At 37.5% G+C, this 18992-nt stretch carries 18 protein-coding genes; 17 read left to right on the forward strand and 1 reads right to left on the reverse strand.

All coding sequences use genetic code 11. The features are described 5' to 3' along the window. Positions 1-33 precede the first annotated feature (33 nt). From D0T08_RS21065 to D0T08_RS21075, 3 genes are read left to right on the forward strand one after another with little or no spacing between them, the layout of a single operon-like run. Positions 34-1329 carry a CitMHS family transporter gene (locus D0T08_RS21065; RefSeq protein ID WP_116984669.1) on the forward strand — a complete coding sequence of 432 codons (1296 nt, stop codon included), beginning with the start codon at positions 34-36 and terminating at the stop codon, positions 1327-1329. Positions 1330-1339: 10 nt separating this feature from the next. Next, the gene (locus tag D0T08_RS21070; protein ID WP_116984838.1) at positions 1340-2662 is read left to right on the forward strand and encodes an acyclic terpene utilization AtuA family protein; all 1323 of its coding nucleotides are present in this window, start codon (positions 1340-1342) and stop codon (positions 2660-2662) included. 45 nt (positions 2663-2707) lie between these two features. After that, complete coding sequence (locus tag D0T08_RS21075; protein ID WP_116984670.1) at positions 2708-3007, forward strand: hypothetical protein; 300 nt, start codon at positions 2708-2710, stop codon at positions 3005-3007. Positions 3008-3009: 2 nt separating this feature from the next. Here the strand turns inward: D0T08_RS21075 and D0T08_RS21080 are convergent, their stop codons facing one another. Continuing rightward, complete coding sequence (locus D0T08_RS21080; protein ID WP_116984671.1) at positions 3010-3963, reverse strand: aldo/keto reductase; 954 nt, start codon at positions 3961-3963, stop codon at positions 3010-3012. Between the two features lie 103 nt (positions 3964-4066). On the opposite strand from D0T08_RS21080, the gene D0T08_RS21085 reads away from it, so the two are divergent. From D0T08_RS21085 to D0T08_RS21150, 14 genes are all read left to right on the forward strand, one after another. Then, complete coding sequence (locus D0T08_RS21085) at positions 4067-4864, forward strand: AraC family transcriptional regulator (protein WP_116984672.1); 798 nt, start codon at positions 4067-4069, stop codon at positions 4862-4864. A 70-nt stretch (positions 4865-4934) separates the two neighbouring features. After that, entirely contained in the window at positions 4935-5651 is a 717-nt protein-coding gene (locus D0T08_RS21090; RefSeq protein ID WP_116984673.1) for a VOC family protein, read from the forward strand. Positions 5652-5948: 297 nt separating this feature from the next. Beyond that, positions 5949-6482 carry a dihydrofolate reductase family protein gene (locus D0T08_RS21095; protein ID WP_116984674.1) on the forward strand — a complete coding sequence of 178 codons (534 nt, stop codon included), beginning with the start codon at positions 5949-5951 and terminating at the stop codon, positions 6480-6482. A 338-nt stretch (positions 6483-6820) separates the two neighbouring features. Next, positions 6821-7366, forward strand: coding sequence for an RNA polymerase sigma factor (locus tag D0T08_RS21100; RefSeq protein ID WP_116984840.1), 546 nt, complete (start codon positions 6821-6823; stop codon positions 7364-7366). Beyond that, positions 7341-8192 (forward strand): HEAT repeat domain-containing protein, encoded by an 852-nt coding sequence (locus D0T08_RS21105; protein ID WP_116984675.1) that lies wholly within the window; start codon positions 7341-7343, stop codon positions 8190-8192. The genes D0T08_RS21100 and D0T08_RS21105 overlap by 26 nt, the downstream gene beginning before the upstream one ends. Before the next feature lie 20 nt (positions 8193-8212). After that, the gene (locus D0T08_RS21110; RefSeq protein ID WP_116984676.1) at positions 8213-9079 is read left to right on the forward strand and encodes a hypothetical protein; all 867 of its coding nucleotides are present in this window, start codon (positions 8213-8215) and stop codon (positions 9077-9079) included. 2 nt (positions 9080-9081) lie between these two features. Beyond that, positions 9082-9912, forward strand: a complete 831-nt coding sequence (locus tag D0T08_RS21115; protein WP_116984677.1) for a DUF4097 family beta strand repeat-containing protein — start codon at positions 9082-9084, stop codon at positions 9910-9912. A gap of 276 nt (positions 9913-10188) precedes the next feature. Beyond that, positions 10189-11613, forward strand: a complete 1425-nt coding sequence (locus tag D0T08_RS21120; protein WP_116984678.1) for a serine hydrolase domain-containing protein — start codon at positions 10189-10191, stop codon at positions 11611-11613. A gap of 81 nt (positions 11614-11694) precedes the next feature. Beyond that, a complete protein-coding gene (locus D0T08_RS21125) occupies positions 11695-12183 on the forward strand; it encodes a CAP domain-containing protein (RefSeq protein ID WP_229239019.1) in 489 nt (162 codons plus the stop codon). A 261-nt stretch (positions 12184-12444) separates the two neighbouring features. Beyond that, complete coding sequence (locus D0T08_RS21130) at positions 12445-13374, forward strand: sugar phosphate isomerase/epimerase (protein ID WP_116984679.1); 930 nt, start codon at positions 12445-12447, stop codon at positions 13372-13374. Positions 13375-13517: 143 nt separating this feature from the next. Further along, positions 13518-14372 carry a sugar phosphate isomerase/epimerase gene (locus D0T08_RS21135; RefSeq protein WP_116984680.1) on the forward strand — a complete coding sequence of 285 codons (855 nt, stop codon included), beginning with the start codon at positions 13518-13520 and terminating at the stop codon, positions 14370-14372. 12 nt (positions 14373-14384) lie between these two features. After that, positions 14385-15770, forward strand: coding sequence for a glycoside hydrolase family 88 protein (locus D0T08_RS21140; RefSeq protein WP_116984681.1), 1386 nt, complete (start codon positions 14385-14387; stop codon positions 15768-15770). Between the two features lie 17 nt (positions 15771-15787). Then, positions 15788-17239 carry an NADH:flavin oxidoreductase gene (locus D0T08_RS21145; RefSeq protein ID WP_116984682.1) on the forward strand — a complete coding sequence of 484 codons (1452 nt, stop codon included), beginning with the start codon at positions 15788-15790 and terminating at the stop codon, positions 17237-17239. Positions 17240-17275: 36 nt separating this feature from the next. Then, positions 17276-18976: a hypothetical protein gene (locus D0T08_RS21150; RefSeq protein ID WP_116984683.1), complete on the forward strand. Its 1701-nt coding sequence runs from the start codon at positions 17276-17278 to the stop codon at positions 18974-18976. The last annotated feature ends 16 nt before the right edge of the window (positions 18977-18992 follow it).

Here is an 18992-nt window from a genome sequence, read left to right on the forward strand (position 1 = left end):
TATATTCTATTAACCTAATCTTATGAACCCTATATGCTTGCCTTATTAGGATTTGCCACCATTGTGGTTTTCTTGTTCTTAATCATTACCAAGCGTCTGTCGGTTATTACTGCTTTAGTAGTAATACCCATCATTTTTGGTCTGTTAGCCGGATTTAATCCTAAAGAACTAGGCGAAATGATGCTGGCAGGAATCAAACAGGTAGCACCCACAGGCATTCTTCTGATGTTTGCGGTTTTATACTTTGCCACTATGTTGGATGCAGGATTATTTGACCCTGTTATTGCTTTGATCATTCGCTCGGTGAAAGGTGATCCGATGAAAGTAATCATAGGAACCGCGATTCTGACAATGATAGTGCATTTAGATGGCGATGGTACTGCTACTTTTATGATAGTCCTTTCGGCGTTTTTGCCTATTTATAAAGAATTGAAAATCAATCGCCTGATTCTATCGGGTATTGTAGCATTAAGTGTCGGGCCTTTGCATTTAGTACCCTGGTCGGGCACTTCAGCAAGAGCTATTTCAACGCTTAAATCAGATGCGGTGCATATTTTCAATCCTAGTATTCCGGCAATTATAGGAGGTATTGTGTGGGTATTAGTTGTGGCTTATATTTTTGGTAAAAGAGAGCGCAAACGATTAGGCATTCTTGAATTTCAATACAATCATCACGATAATCTAACCGAGGCGCAAAGAGAATTAAGAAGACCAAAACTGATATGGATTAATGCGATTATGACACTTGCTTTAATTATTACCTTGATGAAAGGCTGGATTCCTGCCCCGGCTTTATTTGTAATAGCCAGTATGATTGCTTTGTTAGTCAATTATTTCAAATTATCTGATCAGCAAAAGGTATTGAAGAGTCATGGCACTAATATCTTTATGGTATCAAGTATGATATTTGCTGCAGGTATTTTTTCAGGAATACTGACCGGTTCAAAGATGATAGAAGCAATGGCAACTACTCTGGTTTCTTTTATCCCTCAAAACCATGCAGGTTGGTTGCCAACACTCACAGCCCTGACAAGTATGCCTGCCAGTATGCTTTTCACACCAGATGCTTACTATTTTGGTGTTGTGCCTATTTTAAGTCAGACGGCTACTCAATTCGGTATTGACCCTTTGGAAATTGGTCGGGCAGCTTTGCTTGGACAAATGACAGTTGGTTTCCCTTTAAGTCCTTTAACGGCATCCACCTTTTTGTTGATAGGTTTGTCTGAAGTTGAATTAGGTGAGCACCAGAAGTTTGTTTTCAAATGGGCTTGGGGAACAACTATTGTGATGACCATAGTAGCACTATTAACCGGGTCATTACACCTATAAACTAATGGCTATGAAACAAAAAATAAGAATAGGTTGCGGTGCAGGTTTTTCTGGTGATAGATTGGAACCTGCTATAGTTTTGGCTGAAAAGGGTGAATTAGATTATCTTATTTTAGAATGTCTGGCTGAGCGTACTATAGCTTTAGCTCAAAAACGAAAATTGCAAGACCCAACCAAAGGCTATGACCCATTGCTTGAGAGAAGAATCGAAAGTCTTTTGCCATTATTGATTCAGAATAATATAAGGCTAATTACCAATATGGGTGCAGCTAATCCGATAGCCGGAGCACAGAAAATTTTAGAAATTGCTCAAAAGCAGGGCCTCTCCATAAAGGTTGGGGCTGTTTATGGGGATGATGTTTTTGAGAATGTTTCACCCGAAACATTGGCTATAGAAACCAATGAACCTTTAAGCAAAAGTGGAGAATTAATATCTGCCAATGCCTATTTAGGTGTGGAAGGTATTTTGTCAGCATTGCAGGCTGATGCTCAGATAATTATTACTGGCAGAGTTGCTGACCCATCATTATTTTTAGCGCCGATGATTCATGAGTTTAGTTGGACTACCAACGACTATGATTTAATGGGCAAAGGCACAGTCATTGGGCATTTATTAGAATGTGCAGGACATATCACTGGTGGCTATTTTGCTGACCCAATCAAAAAGCCTGTGGAGAACATGGACAAATTAGGTCATCCATTTGCTGATGTATTTGAAGATGGGTCGGCTATTATAAGTAAAGTAGAAGGTACAGGCGGAGTAGTCAATCTGCAAACTGCAAAAGAGCAATTATTGTATGAAGTAATTAATCCACATGAATATTATACCCCTGATGTAATTGCTGATTTTACAACAGTTTATTTGAAAGAAATTGGAGAGGATCAGATACAGGTAACAGGTGGAACGGGTAAAGCGAAACCACCGACATATAAAGTTAGTGTAGGTTACAAAGCCTTTTATCTCGGAGAAGGAGAAATAGCCTATGCAGGCGCCTCAGCTTTAGACCGTGCACAATTGGCAGGCGAAATAATAGAAAAACGACTAAAACCCCAATTCCCTGAGTTGAGAATTGATTATATAGGAAGCAGTGCCATTCACAGAACTAATTTCGGAAATACTTCAATTCCTTACGAAATACGGCTAAGAGTAGCAGGGAAAGCCAGTAATTCATCTGATGCCGCCTTAATAGGCGAAGAGGTGGAAGCACTATATACCAATGGTCCAGCCGGAGGTGGGGGTGTAAGAAAATATGTTACTGAAGTAATTGGTATCGTTTCGATTTTATTAGACCGAAAAGACATTCAACCCAAAGTGCAGTTATTTGAATGCTAATTAAAATAATCACTCAATCACTAACTCACAAATCACTCAATTCCCATGAAGCTTTATGAAATAGCTCATAGCCGGGCAGGAGACAAAGGCAATACACTCACCCTCTCTTTGATTCCTTACAATGAATCAGATTATTCAATACTTTGTTCGACTATAACAGCGGAGATTGTCAAAAAACATTTATCAGCTATTGTTTCAGGTGAAATCATCAGGTATGAACTACCAAATATTCATTCCTTGCTTTTTGTATGTCAGCATGCGCTGTTGGGCGGAGTTACTACTTCACTGGCTATCGATACGCATGGAAAGACTTTAAGTTATGCTTTGTTGGAAATGGAGATATAACCTCACTCATCCCAAAGATTCTCCAAAGTATAATCACTTCCTTCTACGCACCAGAAGTCCCCTTTGATATAGCGATAATGCTGGTCTAAGGCATTCATTCGTTCCATTTGCCCGGCATCCAATACAATATCAGCCGCTTCTAAATTTTCTTTCAAACGAGTGGGGTTCACAGATTTCGGAATCACTGAAGTTCCTCTGTTTACAGCCCAGGCCAACATTACTTGTGCCGGAGAGCAGGCTTTTTCTTGTGCAATAGAAAGGATTGTTTCATTCTCAAATAATTTAGGTTCATTCGGTGAAATCCTACTGGAAGGGCGATCGGCTGAACCTAATGGACAAAAACCTGTAATAGCTATATTATTCTGTTTCGTAAAGTCCACCAATGCTTTTTGTTGATGAAAAGGCTGCAATTCTACCTGTAGAGCTTCTGGCAAAACTCCTGTTTCATGGCTTAACTGACTGATTCTCCTGCTGCTGAAATTAGAGACTCCAATATGTCTGGCTAATCCTTTTTCTTTTAAGTCAATAACTGCCTGCCATGTTTCACTTAAAGGCAAATCATTCAGGCTTATCATCTCTTCAGCTTTTTGAGGGTAATTTACACCATATACTAAAGCCACAGGCCAATGAATCAGATATAAATCAAGATAATCTAATTGTAGATTTTTCAAAGAGGCTTCTATTGCTGGTAACACATCTTCTCTACGATGGCGATTATTCCAGAGTTTAGAGGTTATCCATAAATCTTCACGTTTTACCTCATGAGTTTTTATTGCATCAGCAATGGCCGAACCTATCTCTTCTTCATTGCCATAAATAAAAGCACAATCAAAATGACGGTAACCAATTTCTATAGCAGTTCTGATAATCTGATATATTTCCCCTTTAGCAGATTTCCACGTTCCTAAGCCCAGAGCGGGCATTAAATCGCCATTACTGAATGATAAATATTTCATGAGGTATGATTAAATGATAGATTTTCTGCGAAAATAAAGAAAAAAGTTTGTAGCAATGAATTAAGATTCTCTATTTTTGAAATCAAATCAAAACTGATTCCTGATGCTATATGAACAAATAGCACCTCCACCAAGCCTTACGAATTATGTGAAGTATTTCTGGATCGGAGAAGCCCCTGCTTCACAACACCACTTGTTTATTCATCATGCCACGGCTGCGAGTTCTGCAAAATTAGTTTTTCATTATCAGGGAGGTTTTCATGAAAAAAGCGCATCAGGTGAAATCAGAAAATCATTTTCCTCTGGTATCCAGGGTCAGTCTAAAATACATACGCAATTTATCTCATCTCAAAGCATCGGCATATTGGGTGTAGAATTTTATCCTTATGCTATTCCCCTTTTGTTCTCTTTACCAGCCACAGAATTAACTAATCAATATATTGATTTGAAAACGTTTTTTGGAAATAAAGGTGAAGTTTTAGAAGAAAGCATATTTCTGGCACAAAGTACGGGTCAAAGAGTAAGCATTCTTACCCAATTTCTGGAATCTCTAATAAAGCCTGCTAAAAAGACTCATATAATTGATGCAGTTCAACAATTAAATAAATCGAAAGGAAATATCAATCTCGAATTATTTGCCAGACAATTACCTTTCTCACAGAGACAATTTGAACGTTTGTTTAAAGAATTAGTAGGCTTTAGTCCTAAATCTTATCTGCGAATTTTGAAATTTGAAAAAGCCTTGCCTCTTATTTATTCTGTCGATTCTTTTACAAGTCTTGCCTTAGATGCAGGTTATTACGATCAGGCACATTTTAATCACGATTTTAAAGAGTTTACAGGCCTGCATCCTAAAGACTATCTGAAAGCAACTATTAATCAGGAAGGGCTTTACGCCTGAAATGTCGAAAATCTACAATTTTCGCTCGTAGAAACTATTGAATTTTGCGGTTCACTTAAAAACCGCTTTTATGAATATTATCACGCCAATTTTCCCTTGCAAGTCTTTAAGCGAACTATTAGAGTTTTACCAGACTTTAGGTTTTGAAGTAACTTACCATCAGAAAAACCCTAACCCTTATGCAATAGTTGAAAAGCGATGGATTCGATTCGATTTTTATGGAACAAAACATCATGTCCCGCTTAGGTGCTACCATACCTGCTATATCTTAACGGATGAAGCCGATGAATTGTACGAAGAATTTACCGATGCCCTACGTAATAAATTCGGCAAGTTACCTACACGTGGATTACCAAGAATCAGTGCTATCAGAGACAAGTCTTATGGTGTCCGTGAGTTTATGTTTTCTGATATAGCAGGTAATTGTATCAGAATTGGCAGAAAAATCGACAAAATTGAAGAATATCCTAAAGAAATAGAAGAAGCCAATAAGCGACTGGCCTTAGCATTGGATTATGCTTATAAATTGGAAGATGAAGTAGAGGAATATGAAAAAGCAAGTACCTTTCTTGACAAAGCAATTGAGCGCGATAAAAATAACCCTTGTCCGAATTTATACAGGGTCATACTTATCAGAGCCGATTTAGCCATTGAAAAAGAAGACTTCTTTACAGCTACGCAATTATTGAATGAAATTCAAAGTAGTAAATTTCTAAATGATAACCCAAATGAATTTAAGACTGAATTACAAAGAGCAAAAGACTTACTAAAGAAGATAGGAGAATAAACCCTATTTTCAGATTTGGTCTGAATATTTTTTTCTTTACCTTTGTCCCAACAAATCTCGCGTAGAGCTAATCATGGTAACAATCGCCTAAGTTTGTCAAGCTGACAAACCTCTAACAACTCTTCATTTTATAGCATAAAAGAGCATAAGTTCTTTCATGTAAATTTTTCATTTAAAAAATCTTATTTCCTAATATTTGTACTATGAACGAAGTAAATTTCAAATTTACTATTGTCCAAGTATATTAATTCCGCTTTAGGGTCGGACCGCCGATGCGGTTAGGGGCGTTTTACTATCATGAGAAAAATAATCTATTACGTAGCAGTATCCGCAGATGGATTTATCTCCGGACTCAATGATGATATTTCAGGATTCGTTCAGCAAGGTGAAGGTGTCAATCAATATTTTCAGGACTTAAAAGATTTTGACATCGTAATCATGGGTCGCAAAACCTACGAGTTTGGCTATAAATATGGTATGGAACCAGGCCAACCGGCATACCCGAATATGAAGCACTACATTTTTTCTGATTCTTTGATATTGGAGAATCCTCATGAAGATGTAAAAGTGCTCAATCGTGATTTAAAGCATATCGAAACGTTAAAATCAGAATCAGGTTCAGACATTTACTTATGTGGAGGTGGTGAATTTGCAGGCTGGTTGTTGGATAATCAATTAATTGATGTGCTGAAAATAAAAGCTAACCCTGTAGTTTTAGGAGAGGGCATAAGACTTTTTGGTTCTTCCAAAAACAAAGTCCAACTTAATCGTATCAATCTACGTGAGTATGACAATAGTTTGAATGTTGTTACCTATGAGATTAGGTATTAAATTCTTGTAACTAACCATGGAGTTACCCTGATCGAACGTCGCTCGGTCCTGCACTGAGTTTCACAGAGATTTACTTTGACTCCGTGAAACTCAGGGATTTTTTACTCTGTGAAACTCCGTGGTTTAAACTTTTTTATAGACTAAGAATAAAAATATTATCATAGTAGAAAATATTTTCCAAATGCAATGTCCTTATTATTAGTCAATTATCTTAATTTTGCTAAAATTTTATATTTTTTTTTAATATTCTCTGTAACCATTCTCCCATTGCGCGGTTTCCACTTCGAATTTGATAACCAACATATCTTAAACGTGTGAATACACAAGATAATCTACTAATGCTCCAGGTAAAGGCTGGTGACCTCGACAAAATGGGTCTCCTGTTTGAGCGATACCATCGCCCTTTGTTTGGGTTTCTCTATCACATGACAAGTGATACCCAGACAAGCGAAGACCTGGTACAGAATGTATTTTATCGGATGTTGAAATACCGGCACACTTTTACGGCTGAGGGTGAGTTTCATACCTGGATGTATCATTTAGCACGTAATGTGATAAATGATTCGTACAGACAAAACAAACATTCGATGCAGCATTACGATTTGGAGAAATATGCTGAGAGAGTTGGAGGAGGCGCAACAGCAGATGAAGAATTAGAAAAAAGACAAGAAACGGAAATGTTGCAACGAGCCATAGACAAATTAAGTCCTGAACATAAAGAAGTGTTGATTATGAGTCGTTATCAGGAATTAAAGTATGAAGAAATTGCAACAATTCTTAATACTACTGAAGGTGCCATAAAAGTAAGAGTGCACCGTGCCATGAATGAATTAAAAAAACATTATTTAAAAATTGAAAATGGAAGCAAAGCTCATGAATTGTGAACACGCCAGTGAAATGATGGTAGATTGGTTAAATAACCAGATGCCGGCATCGGAGAGGGCAGCTTTTGAAGTCCACCTGAACGAGTGCCCCGATTGCCAGAGAGAATTAAAAGCTACCCGCCAGCTTTGGGATGTGATGGGCAGTGTAGCCGTACCGAAACCAAGCGATAACCTCCCGATTCAGTTTTACACGATGCTTGAGACCTTTAAAGGTACGGAGACCAAAAAGGTAAAGAAAACGGCTTTCTGGGAAGGTTTGAAACATAACCTGGAATCGTTTTTTACGCCAAAATTATTATTAAGAGTGTCTTATAGTATGTGTTTGCTCTTAATAGGTTTGGGAGGTGGCTATTTCTTAAGCAAACAACAAACCCCTGATTATCAGGTACAGATTGAGAAATTATCTGGTCAGGTACAGGAAATGAATGAGAAGATGATGCTGACGCTATTAGAGAAAGAGAACTCTTCTGCTACTGAACGTCTGCAAGCAGTAAGTTATACAAAAGAGATTGATAAGATTGACGGACAGGTACTTGAAGCCCTACTAAGCACTCTTAATAACGACGAAAACGTAAACGTACGCTTAGTAACGTTAGAGGCATTAGCTCAACTGGCTGATAACCCGAAAGTAAGAGAGGGTCTAGTGCAATCTATCTTAAAACAAGATACCCCACTGGTACAGGCCGCCTTGGCTGATGTAATGGTAAAACTGGAAGAAAAACGTTCTATTAAGCCATTACAGCGATTGTTGGAAAAAGACGATACCGATGTCATAGTCAAAACCAAAATTAAAGAGACCCTCAAGGCTTTATCTTACAGAGTATAAAACAATAAACATACAAAATTATGAAACCCTTATTAATCCTACTTTTAGCAGGAGTGGTGCTTGCTTGTGCCCCTGCTACGGCCCAGAAGCCGGAATTTAAAGAGCATCTCAGTAAACAATTTGACCTGAAAAAGCCTGCCAGCCAAACAGTACTAGCCATTGGCAACATCGACGGATTTATTAAGGTTGAAAGCTATTCTGGTAGTAAAGTGATGATTGAGATTGACAAAACAATTTCGGCTAAAACCCAGGAGATTGTGGATGAAGCCAAAAAAGAGTTTCAATTAGAATTTGAAGAAACAGGCGATAGTATTCTGGTTTATATAGCTGAACCCTGGAATACAAGACCTAATACACCAGGTAAAAATAGAGAATGGCGTCGTAAAATTGAGTATCGTGCCACGCTGCATTATACGGTAAAAGTACCTGCCGATATTAATCTTCATGTATCGACTATCAATAATGGTGATATTGACGTGAAAAATGTAACAGGGTCTATCAAAGCTAATAATATTAACGGAGCTATTTCACTTGCCAATGCCAAAGGAGCTACTGATGTGCATACAATTAATGGCGATGTGACTATCAATTATCTGACGAGCCCTCCTGAAAAATCATCTTATTATACCCTTAACGGGAATATCAGAGTTACTTATCCGGCTTCGTTCTCAGGAGATTTACAGTTCAAGAGTTTTAATGGAGAGTTCTTTACCGATTTCCCGGATACACAAGTATTAGCTCCCGAAGTTACCAAAAATATTGAGCATAAAAGCGACGGTACCGTCTACAAGCTCGACAAAAAGACCTCTATCCGCATAGGCAATGGAGGCAGAAAATTCAGATTTGAAACGTTCAACGGAAACATTTATATTAAAAAACAATCGTAAAAATGAAAAATAGTAAAGTAATCATCGCAGTCTTAGTGCTAATGTCACTTATTAAAATCACGCCAACATTTGCTCAGAACGAAATCAAAGAACAGTTGGTAGTACCACTAAGCGACCCGGCCAAATCAGGGTCATTAAATGTAGGTTTAATCAATGGCTCTATTAAAGTAACAGGATATGCCGGAAAAGAAGTTGTTATTGACGCAGAAACTACTCCTGTAACTAATAAAAAGGAGAAAGTTGACGAATCAGCCTCAGGTATGAAACGCATCACGCCACGTGGTGGTCTTGAATTGTCGGCCGAAGAGAAAAATAATAAGGTGAATGTAAATTCAAGTTCTCACCGTCAGCCTGTTAATTTATCTATTAAAGTTCCTCAACAATTTTCTTTAAAAGTAAGTACGATCAATCATGGCGACATTGTGATTGATAATATAACCGGAGAATTGGAGATTAATAATGTAAATGGCGATATTACTATGACCAACGTAGCAGGTTCAGCTGTTGCCAATACGGTAAACGGTGTTATTAAAGCCAATTTCAAAACTGTTACTGACTCACCAATGGCCTTCACTACACTTAATGGCAATATAGATATTACTTTTCCTGCTGCCGTTAAGATGAATGCTAAAGTGAAATCAGACCGCGGTGAAGTATACAGTGATTTTGATATGGATATCGACAAAACAGTACCAAAAGGTGTTAGAAACAACCAGAATGGTATGTACAAAGTAAGTATAGAAGAGTGGATTCAAGGCAAAGTGAATGGTGGTGGTAGCGAAGTAATGATGAAAAATATGCACGGAAATATTTATATCCGTAAAGCGAAATAATATAGCTTCATGCTGCCCCTTACAAAATTATGAAAAAGCAAGTACTCCGGCCGGTTACCGGCCGGAGTACACAATTACTAAAGATTTTTATTGGTTTATGTCTGCACAACTTAGCTTATTTTAAAAATCCTTCTTTGAAACGCAAATTAAACCCTACCCTTAAACTATTCTCAGAACTGTGTCTAACTTTGTGCGTAGAATTTAGTAATAACCTTTTCAAATGCCCATAATCACTGTTCGGCAACGCCTTGACCAGTTATTCTTAAGCTACCAACAATGAAAAAAACACTAATCACCCTAACTGCAATCATTAGCCTCTGTTTTACGGCTTATGCCCAAAAAATAAAAATACCAAGCAAAAGCCAGAAGATTAATACTTTCATGTCAACCATCAACCAGGATGGTCAGTTTTCAGGAGCACTGCTCGTAGCAGACAATGGGAAAATCATTTATAAGAAAGGTTTTGGTTATGCCGACAGAAAAAGCAAAGAACCCTTTATCACAGACACGCCATGCTATATCGGTTCGGTAAGTAAGCAGTTTACAGCGATGGGAATTATGATCCTGGAAGAGAAAGGAAAGCTAGAATATAATCAATCTATCCGTGCCTACTTTCCTGAGTTACCAGAGTTCATGCAACCAATCACAATTCTACATCTTTTACATCATGCTTCTGGCTTGGCTCTTTTTGGAGATTTTCCTGATATGAATGAAAAAGATGTTTTTGGTATCCTCCTGAAGCAACAAGGTTTACGATTCAATCCAGGTGAAAAATTTGAATACTGCAATGCCGGATACACCTTGTTAGGACTGATTATAGAAAAAATATCAGGTGAAACGCTTAATGATTTTCTGACCAGCAATGTATTTACACCAATAGGAATGAAAAACACTTATGTAAATAGTGCAGCATTAAGGAATAAAAAAAGGGCGGTAGGTTATTATGTCTTTGGTGATGAATATAATTATGATACTTTCATCGGTGGAGCGGCATCAGTAGTATCTACTGTAAATGACCTTTATTTGTGGGATAAAATGCTATATGAATCAACTATTGTTTCAAGGAAGACCTTAGAAAAAGCCTTTGCATCTGACAAGTTTACGAATCAGGATGATATGTATGGGAAGAAAGGCTATGGTTTTGGTTGGTTTGTTTCAGAAAACGAAGGCAAAAAGATTATACAACACGATGGCGGATTCGGTGGCTTTCGTTCATACATTGAGCGTCAGCCTGAGCAACATAGTACCATTATTTTTATCAGCAATGTTCGCCATTCAATCACAGGAGAATTGCGTGAGGGAATCAATAATATATTAGAAGGGAAATCTTATACTGTGCCAAAAAGATCATGGGCCAATAAGATTATTGAAGAATCGAATATGGCAGGAATGGCTCAGGCAATCGCTGATTTTAAGCTTATTAAAAATACTAAGGCCAGTAGTCGATATTATTTTAGTGAAAGTGAAGTTAATTCCTTGAGTTATTATTTAATGAACAATAAACGAGTAAATGACGCTATTCAGTTTTTTACCTTAAATACGGAAGAAAATCCTAATTCTTCCAATGCCTTTGATAGCTTGGGTGAGGCTTATATGACTGCAGGAAATAAAGAACTGGCTATCAGTAATTATAAAAAATCGCTACAGTTGAATCCGCTTAACAATAATGCAAAGCAGATGATTGAGAAATTAGGTAAGTAAAATTTTAATATCCAGCGAAGCTTCGATTATAACATTTCATAATAATTACACGTTATTGGATGGAATTAATCAAGGAAGAAATTGAAAACTAAACGTATTATATTACTCCAGTTATTAGGCATTTTGCTAATAGGTTATCTTACGCCTTCATGCGCACAAAGTCCTACTTCTGACGAAGATTTCTCTGTTATGGAACAAGAGATATTGCAAGAGGTAAATACTTACAGAGCCAGCAAAAGACTAAAACCTTTACAAATGGTAGAACTCATTACCGATGCCGCTACGAAGCATAGCAAAGATATGGGCAGGGGAAGAGTACCATTCGGACACGATGGCTTTGATAACCGTATGGATAAAGTCATGCGCAAAATAGACAATGCCAATGCCTGTGCTGAAAACGTTGCTTTTGGCAAATTCACAGCCAAAGAGGTAGTAAAAAGATGGATACAGAGCCCGGGTCATAAAAAGAATATTGAAGGTAATTATAACCTCACGGGAATAGGAGTAGTGCGAGGCAAAGATGGTTATCCATATTTTACACAGATATTTATTAACCAGCGAGCGATGTGATAGGATAATGTTTATAGGGAAATCCCTGCCAGAAATGGCAGGGATTTTTTGTTCCGTAGAGACGGAATGCATTCCGTCTTCATTGGTCTATGAAATCCAATAAATTACTTTTAAGATTTTCATCTTAATAAATAATTTACCTGAAATTCAGAGTGGGGAGTGGCCGCAAGCGTAGCATCTTTACGTAAAAATTTAAAAAAACTCATAATTTTTCAGTCTATAAATTGTACTTCTATCAGAATTATTTTACTAATTTTAAGCATGAACAGAAGAAATTTTATAGGCACAGCCATAACTGGTAGTATTTTAGCAAAAAATAATATTGTTTTTGCCAAACCAGCCAATGATATGAAAATCAGTGTATTTTCTAAAACTCTCCATTGGATTCCTGACTACAACAAACTGGCCGAGACCGTTTCTGAAATCGGTTTCGATGGCATTGATTTAACTGTCCGTCCTGATGGACATGTTCTCCCAGAGCGAGTAGCTGAAGACTTACCCAAAGTAGTAGAAGCCTGCAAAAAGGCGAATATAGGTGTGCCGATGATAGTAACTAATATTCTGGAAGCTAACCCGATTACTGAATTGGTATTGAAAACAGCTTCTTCTTTGGGAATCAAGCACTACCGGATGGGTTGGTATGGCTTTGATGTTAAAAAAGACATTCTTACGCAGGTAGCTTCGTTTGAAGAGAAAATGAGGGGAGTAGCTGCCTTGAATAAGAAATATAATATTTCAGGCGAATACCAGAATCACGCAGGTTTATTCTTAGGGGCCTCTGTCTGGGATTTTGAGCCTATTCTGAAAAAAATCAACTCACCGCTATTAGGTTGCCAGTATGATGTGCACCATGCTACGCACGAAAGTGAAACATCGTGGGAAATTGGTTTCAGAATTATTGAGCCTTATATCAAATCAATAGCCATTAAAGATTTCAGACGTGTATTGAAAGATGGCAAGCTGGTAAAAGAAGGCTGTCCACTTGGACAAGGCGTAGTGAACTTTAGCAAATACTTAGGATTACTAAAGCAATATAATGTCTCTGTACCTATCACCATGCACTTTGAGTACAAATTAGGTGGTGCAGAAAACGGTGCTAAAACAATTACTGTTGAACCTAAAGAAGTTACCTCAGCCATGAAGAAAGACCTGGCAGTCTTTAAAGGCTGGCTGAAAGATACTGGTTTGTAAAAGAATTTTCACCCCACTCCCTAAATCCCTCTCCGCATCGGCGGTCCGACCCAACAATGGGGAGAGGGACTTGTAATCCCCTCCCCACGGTTGGGGAGGGTCAGGGTGGGGTTCAACCATATTCAACCCCAAAAAACTCTACTATGAATAAACTATTTTATTCTATACTCTTACTTGTTGTCGGCATCAGCCCATTGATGGCACAAAAAGGGAAACTGATTTTCCCCGATAAACCCGGTATGGTGTCTTATACCTACCGCAAAAGTCTGGCAAAAGACGCAGCAACTACTTTAGACACTATCAAAAATTTGGGCATCGTTGATATGGAATTTTCGAGCTTGTTTGGTAAAACTGCTCAGGAAATGCGCCAACTATTAGATGCCCGAGGTATCAAATGTTCTTCGTATGGAGTAGGCTATCCTGATTTGCAAAATAAAATAGGCGAGGTAGCACAGAATGCCAAAACTCTGGGTGCTTCCTTTGTTCGCGTAGCATGGATACCTCATCAAGGAGATTTTACTTTGGCAATGGCACAAAAAACTGTGGAAGACTTCAATCAATTTGGTAAAATCCTGAAAGATGAGCATGGACTTACTTTCTGCTATCATAATCATGGCTATGAGTTTCAACCGCATGAGAATGGAACCCTGTTCGACTATATTGTTCAGAATACCGACCCTAAATATGTGAGTTTTGAAATGGATATTCTCTGGACATTCTTCCCTGGTCAGGACCCTGCCGCATTGCTCAATAAATACCGTAATCGATTCAAATTGATGCACCTGAAAGATCTGAAGAAAGGTGTGCAAGGCAATATGTCAGGTGGAACATCTCCTGAACACGATGTACCTCTAGGAACAGGTCAGCTTGATATTCCGGCTATTCTCATAGCTGCTAAAAAGGCCGGAGTTGAGCATTATTATATCGAAGACGAAAGCTCAAGTATTGCTACGCAAGTGCCACAAACCATTGCCTATTTAAAAAATCTGAAAAAATAAAATCCATCCCTGATGATTCGTATTAATTATAAACTTACACCTACCGACTTATCTGATAAACTTAAAAGATTCTGGGAGCTTTCCGGTGAGAAAATTTCCTCTATCGAACAAAACTATGATGTAGCCAAAGGTTCACCTGTTTTTACTGCCGCCGGAAAATATACAACCCGAGGCTGGACAGAATGGACACAGGGCTTTCAGTTTGGTTCAGCCATTTTACAATTTGATGCAACTGGTGATACTAAATTTTTAGAAATGGGTCGTCAGAAAACCATAGAGGTAATGGCACCACATATCAGTCATATAGGGGTGCACGACCACGGCTTCAACAATGTAAGTACTTATGGTAATTTGTTGCGTTTGATGCAGGAAGGTAAGATTGAGTCGAATAAGTGGGAGAAGAATTTTTACGAATTAGCCTTGAAAATATCTGGTGCAGTACAAGCCAGCCGCTGGACTCCTATTAAAACAGGTGGCTTTATTCATTCGTTTAATGGCGCTCATTCCTTGTTTGTTGATACTATTCGCTCTTGTCGTGCCTTGATGTTGAGCTATAAATTAGGGCATGTATTTCAGGCAGAAGGTGATGTGAAAATCAGTTTATTAGAAAGAGCCTTAGCACATATCAAAGCCACGGCTGATTACTCAGTATTTTATGGCGAAGGTCGAGACTCTTATGATATCTGGGGACGCACGGCGCATGAAAGTATTTTTAATACAAAAGATGGCAACTTCCGTTGTCCAAATTCTCAACAAGGGTATACAGGATTTTCAACCTGGACACGTGGTTTAGCCTGGGCTATCTGTGGTTTCCCGGAAGAACTGGAGTTCTTAACTATTCTTACAGATGAAGAATTAGAACCTTATGGCGGAAGGGCAGTTATTGAGAATTATATGCTACGAGCTGCCCGAGCAACCTGCGATTTCTACATCGAACATACACCGATAGACGGCGTACCTTATTGGGATACAGGTGCACCGAACCTACATAAATTAGGTGATTATCTTAGTAAACCTTCTAATCCTTTCAATGATTACGAGCCTGTGGATGGTTCTGCTGCTGCTATTGCTGCACAAGGGCTATTGCGTTTGGGTAGATACCTGATAAATAAGGGAGAGATAGAAGCCGGAGAAAAATACTGGCAAACGGGCTTAACGGCTCTGGATACTATTTTACAGGAACCCTATTTAAGTACCAACCCGAACCACCAGGGTATTTTATTACACTCTATCTATCACCAGCCAAATGGTTGGGATTATGTGCCAGAGGGTAGTAAAATTGCTTATGGCGAGTCAAGTATGTGGGGTGATTACCATGCACGTGAGGTAGCATTATATGTACAGAAAATCATCGATAACGATACCTATTATACTTTTTACAACTGTTTAGACAGATAAAATTTACGATTGAAAATATGAGTGGCAAGTTTAAACCTAAATATACCAGAGTAGCACAATTAAAAACCGCCGCCGATTTAAGAAAATATCTGGAAGATGGGCAGGTTGATTTAAATTTTGATGATGAATTGGTTGATGCAGCCGAATCACCATATGCGCAGACTTTAACACTAAAGTCAGGTAAGCTTATCGGCAATCGTTTCTGTATTCTGCCAATGGAGGGTTGGGATGGTACTGAAGATGGCAAGCCCAGTGAATACACTAAACGTCGTTGGGAAAATTTTGCTATTAGTGGGGCTAAATTATTGTGGGGCTGTGAAGCTGCAGCAGTGCGCCATGATGGACGTGCAAACCCGAATCAGTTGCTCATCAATGAAGCCAATCTACCTGAATTTGAAGAACTTTTTCAGTTGGTAATGAGCAAACATGCTGAGAAGTTTGGCAATACGGATGATCTGGTAGTAGGCCTACAATTAACACATTCGGGTAGGTTCTGCAAACCGAATAGTCATACAAAGTTTGAATCAAAAATTCTCTATAACCATCCCATATTAGACAAGAAGTATCATTTAGCAGAGAACTATCCATTAATGACTGATGAGGATATTGATGGATTGGTAGAGGATTTTGTAAAGGCTGCAGTACTGGCGCAAAAAGCAGGTTTTCACTTTGTAGATTTAAAGCATTGTCACGGCTATTTAGGACATGAGTTTCTAAGCTCGTTTAATCGTGACGGGAAATATGGTGGAAGTTTTGAGAACCGTACCCGCTTCCTTAGAAATATAGTTGAAGGCATCAAAAGAGAAGCGCCTGGCTTAGAAATGGGTATCCGTTTAAGTGCCTTCGACTGGGTACCATTCAAAAAAGACAGCGAAGGACAGGGAGAACCGGATTATTCGGCAGGAGAAAAATATAACTATGCCTTTGGTGGAACAGGTCAAGGCACTACTATTGATTTAGAAGAACCTAAAGCCTTTCTGGCATTAGCACAGAAATTGGGTATTCAGTTGATTTGTATTACTGTGGGTAGTCCATATTATAACCCGCATCTGATGCGTCCGGCAACATTCCCACCCTCTGATGGCTATTATCCACCGGAAGAACCATTTTTAGGGGTAGCGAGACAAATCAATGTAACGAATGAATTGAAGCAGGCTTTTCCTGATTTGGTAATCGTCGGCTCGGCCTATTCATATGCACAGGATTGGCTACCAAACGTTGGGCAATACGTACTAAGAAATAATATGGCTGATTTTGTCGGATTAGGTCGTATGGTACTATCCTATCCAACCTTGCCTGATGATGTATTGAACAACCGACCTATGCAACGAAAATTGATTTGTCGTACATTCTCAGATTGTACAACCGCTCCTCGCAATGGCTTGATTTCAGGTTGTTTCCCGTTAGACCCATTGTATAAGAATTTAGATATTGCCGATAAATTAAAGCAGATTAAAGAGCAAGTATAATTTTTAGCATCGAATAAAGTAGTTTAATTTTTAGTTATGTTGAATTTTGCTGGTTTAATAATTAAAACTGAAAAGCAGGATAGTTTATCTGAAATAGAAAATATCTTAGGTTATACGATTGAGTATGAAGGGCTGTCATTATTAAATGAAACTTTGGTAAATCCTATAAGTAAGGATTATATCTTTATTTATTTCTCTGACGCTGGTGCTTTGGTAATACTCAATGAAATAAAGGAATATCCTCATTTGCCAATGCCAAGACCTTATTTGCATGCGAAGCTTAAGGTAAATGAGGATTTGAAAGTATGTGAATTTGATTTTGCGGAAGATGAAACGTATACCAATGAAACCTTATTGAAAGAATCTAATGGTATTAGACATGTATATCATTTCTTTGAGACATATACTCAGGAAGTGGAGACTATGTTTTATGATAGCTTTTCTAGGGTAAGAGATTTTGTCGACTATGTTTTAGAGGAAAATATTTTTAATAATTCAAATACTGTACTTAAAAGATTCAGGAAGAAAAATTGTTTTCGTTTAATTGTTGAAAATACACCCTCCCCTAAAATTTATTCATTAAACAATGAAATTATTTTAGAGAGCTACTCTTCAAATAATAGTAGAATTGACTTAACCCTTGTAAATAAGCAATTAACGAAAAAAATAGATTTTGAATTTAATTTCAATACAGATGATTATTTATGCTTTAAATCTTTCCATAATTACAATGAAAGGTATTTTGGCCTAATGAAAATCAGAAGTATAATAACTAAGGAATTCGAATTTAGTGATGGAAGTATAAAAACGGGGAGAGTTGAAAGTGGCAAAGGTAGTATAAGACTATTTGCTTTTAGCAATGAGGGAAAAGAAATATTTCAAACTGAATTAGAAGATAATTTACAGGAGACCGGGGATTTTTGTTCTTTACTGATTGATAATTGTTTAATAATCGTTTATAATAGTTATGAAAGCAATAATATCATTAAATATGATTTAGATAAAAATAAGATTGTCATAAAGAGAAAAAGAATTACCAAATCTTATTTAAATGATGTAAGTCTTTCAGTGCCTGTTGGTTTATCAGCAAAAATCAATCATTGGTTTAGTGTATTAGTTCAAGCAGATCATATGTTCAGAAGTACTAGACCACTCAAGGCAATATTTATTAAAGATAGGATAATGATAGGTGGGGATTATCTCCTTATCATGAATATGACATTAAATGCTTTTTTTAGTACCTATGTTTATTTTAAAATTGCTGATAGGACATTGAGAAGAAGAAAACCTGATGAACCAGACTCTATCAGATTTGGAAAAACAGAGATTTTCTATGATGAAAATACTGAGAGTATGGGTATTTTAAACTATGGTGAAGAGGAATTGAATGAAAACAATATACAATTCAGGGTATTAAAGGTGACAAGATTTGGAGAGCGTATTTTTGAAGATTTTTTTGTGGTAAAAGATTTTAAAAATCCTCGCGCTCTTCAAGATATTATTATTGAAAAAAGTCTTATTCTGGCTCTTTTTATATCTGACCAAATTAACCATTTATACATATTCAACGCAGAAATTAAATTAATTGAGAAGAAAATTATTTCTGTTGAAAGGTTTTATATGAACCCTAACAGATTACTAGTCTTAGACGATTATTTGTATTTAGTATCAAATAAATCAGATAATGCAATCATTTACAAAACCGAGATTTATATATCAAACTATATCAATAAATAAACTAATCAAAGAACAG

Origin of the sequence: Emticicia sp. C21 (assembly GCF_003418935.1) — a bacterium.
GTDB lineage: Bacteria > Bacteroidota > Bacteroidia > Cytophagales > Spirosomataceae > Emticicia.

What these genes read in the sequence shown, in the direction of transcription:
- D0T08_RS21095 (WP_116984674.1), top strand. Translation starts at nt 5,949, where the DNA reads ATGAGAAAAATAATCTATTACGTAGCAGTATCCGCAGATGGATTTATC.
- D0T08_RS21070 (WP_116984838.1), top strand. Translation starts at nt 1,340, where the DNA reads ATGAAACAAAAAATAAGAATAGGTTGCGGTGCAGGTTTTTCTGGTGAT.
- D0T08_RS21115 (WP_116984677.1), top strand. Translation starts at nt 9,082, where the DNA reads ATGAAAAATAGTAAAGTAATCATCGCAGTCTTAGTGCTAATGTCACTT.
- D0T08_RS21065 (WP_116984669.1), top strand. Translation starts at nt 34, where the DNA reads ATGCTTGCCTTATTAGGATTTGCCACCATTGTGGTTTTCTTGTTCTTA.
- D0T08_RS21140 (WP_116984681.1), top strand. Translation starts at nt 14,385, where the DNA reads ATGATTCGTATTAATTATAAACTTACACCTACCGACTTATCTGATAAA.
- D0T08_RS21085 (WP_116984672.1), top strand. Translation starts at nt 4,067, where the DNA reads ATGCTATATGAACAAATAGCACCTCCACCAAGCCTTACGAATTATGTG.
- D0T08_RS21130 (WP_116984679.1), top strand. Translation starts at nt 12,445, where the DNA reads ATGAACAGAAGAAATTTTATAGGCACAGCCATAACTGGTAGTATTTTA.
- D0T08_RS21145 (WP_116984682.1), top strand. Translation starts at nt 15,788, where the DNA reads ATGAGTGGCAAGTTTAAACCTAAATATACCAGAGTAGCACAATTAAAA.
- D0T08_RS21135 (WP_116984680.1), top strand. Translation starts at nt 13,518, where the DNA reads ATGAATAAACTATTTTATTCTATACTCTTACTTGTTGTCGGCATCAGC.
- D0T08_RS21150 (WP_116984683.1), top strand. Translation starts at nt 17,276, where the DNA reads ATGTTGAATTTTGCTGGTTTAATAATTAAAACTGAAAAGCAGGATAGT.
- D0T08_RS21110 (WP_116984676.1), top strand. Translation starts at nt 8,213, where the DNA reads ATGAAACCCTTATTAATCCTACTTTTAGCAGGAGTGGTGCTTGCTTGT.
- D0T08_RS21100 (WP_116984840.1), top strand. Translation starts at nt 6,821, where the DNA reads ATGCTCCAGGTAAAGGCTGGTGACCTCGACAAAATGGGTCTCCTGTTT.
- D0T08_RS21105 (WP_116984675.1), top strand. Translation starts at nt 7,341, where the DNA reads ATGGAAGCAAAGCTCATGAATTGTGAACACGCCAGTGAAATGATGGTA.
- D0T08_RS21080 (WP_116984671.1), bottom strand. Translation starts at nt 3,963, where the DNA reads ATGAAATATTTATCATTCAGTAATGGCGATTTAATGCCCGCTCTGGGC.
- D0T08_RS21090 (WP_116984673.1), top strand. Translation starts at nt 4,935, where the DNA reads ATGAATATTATCACGCCAATTTTCCCTTGCAAGTCTTTAAGCGAACTA.
- D0T08_RS21075 (WP_116984670.1), top strand. Translation starts at nt 2,708, where the DNA reads ATGAAGCTTTATGAAATAGCTCATAGCCGGGCAGGAGACAAAGGCAAT.
- D0T08_RS21120 (WP_116984678.1), top strand. Translation starts at nt 10,189, where the DNA reads ATGAAAAAAACACTAATCACCCTAACTGCAATCATTAGCCTCTGTTTT.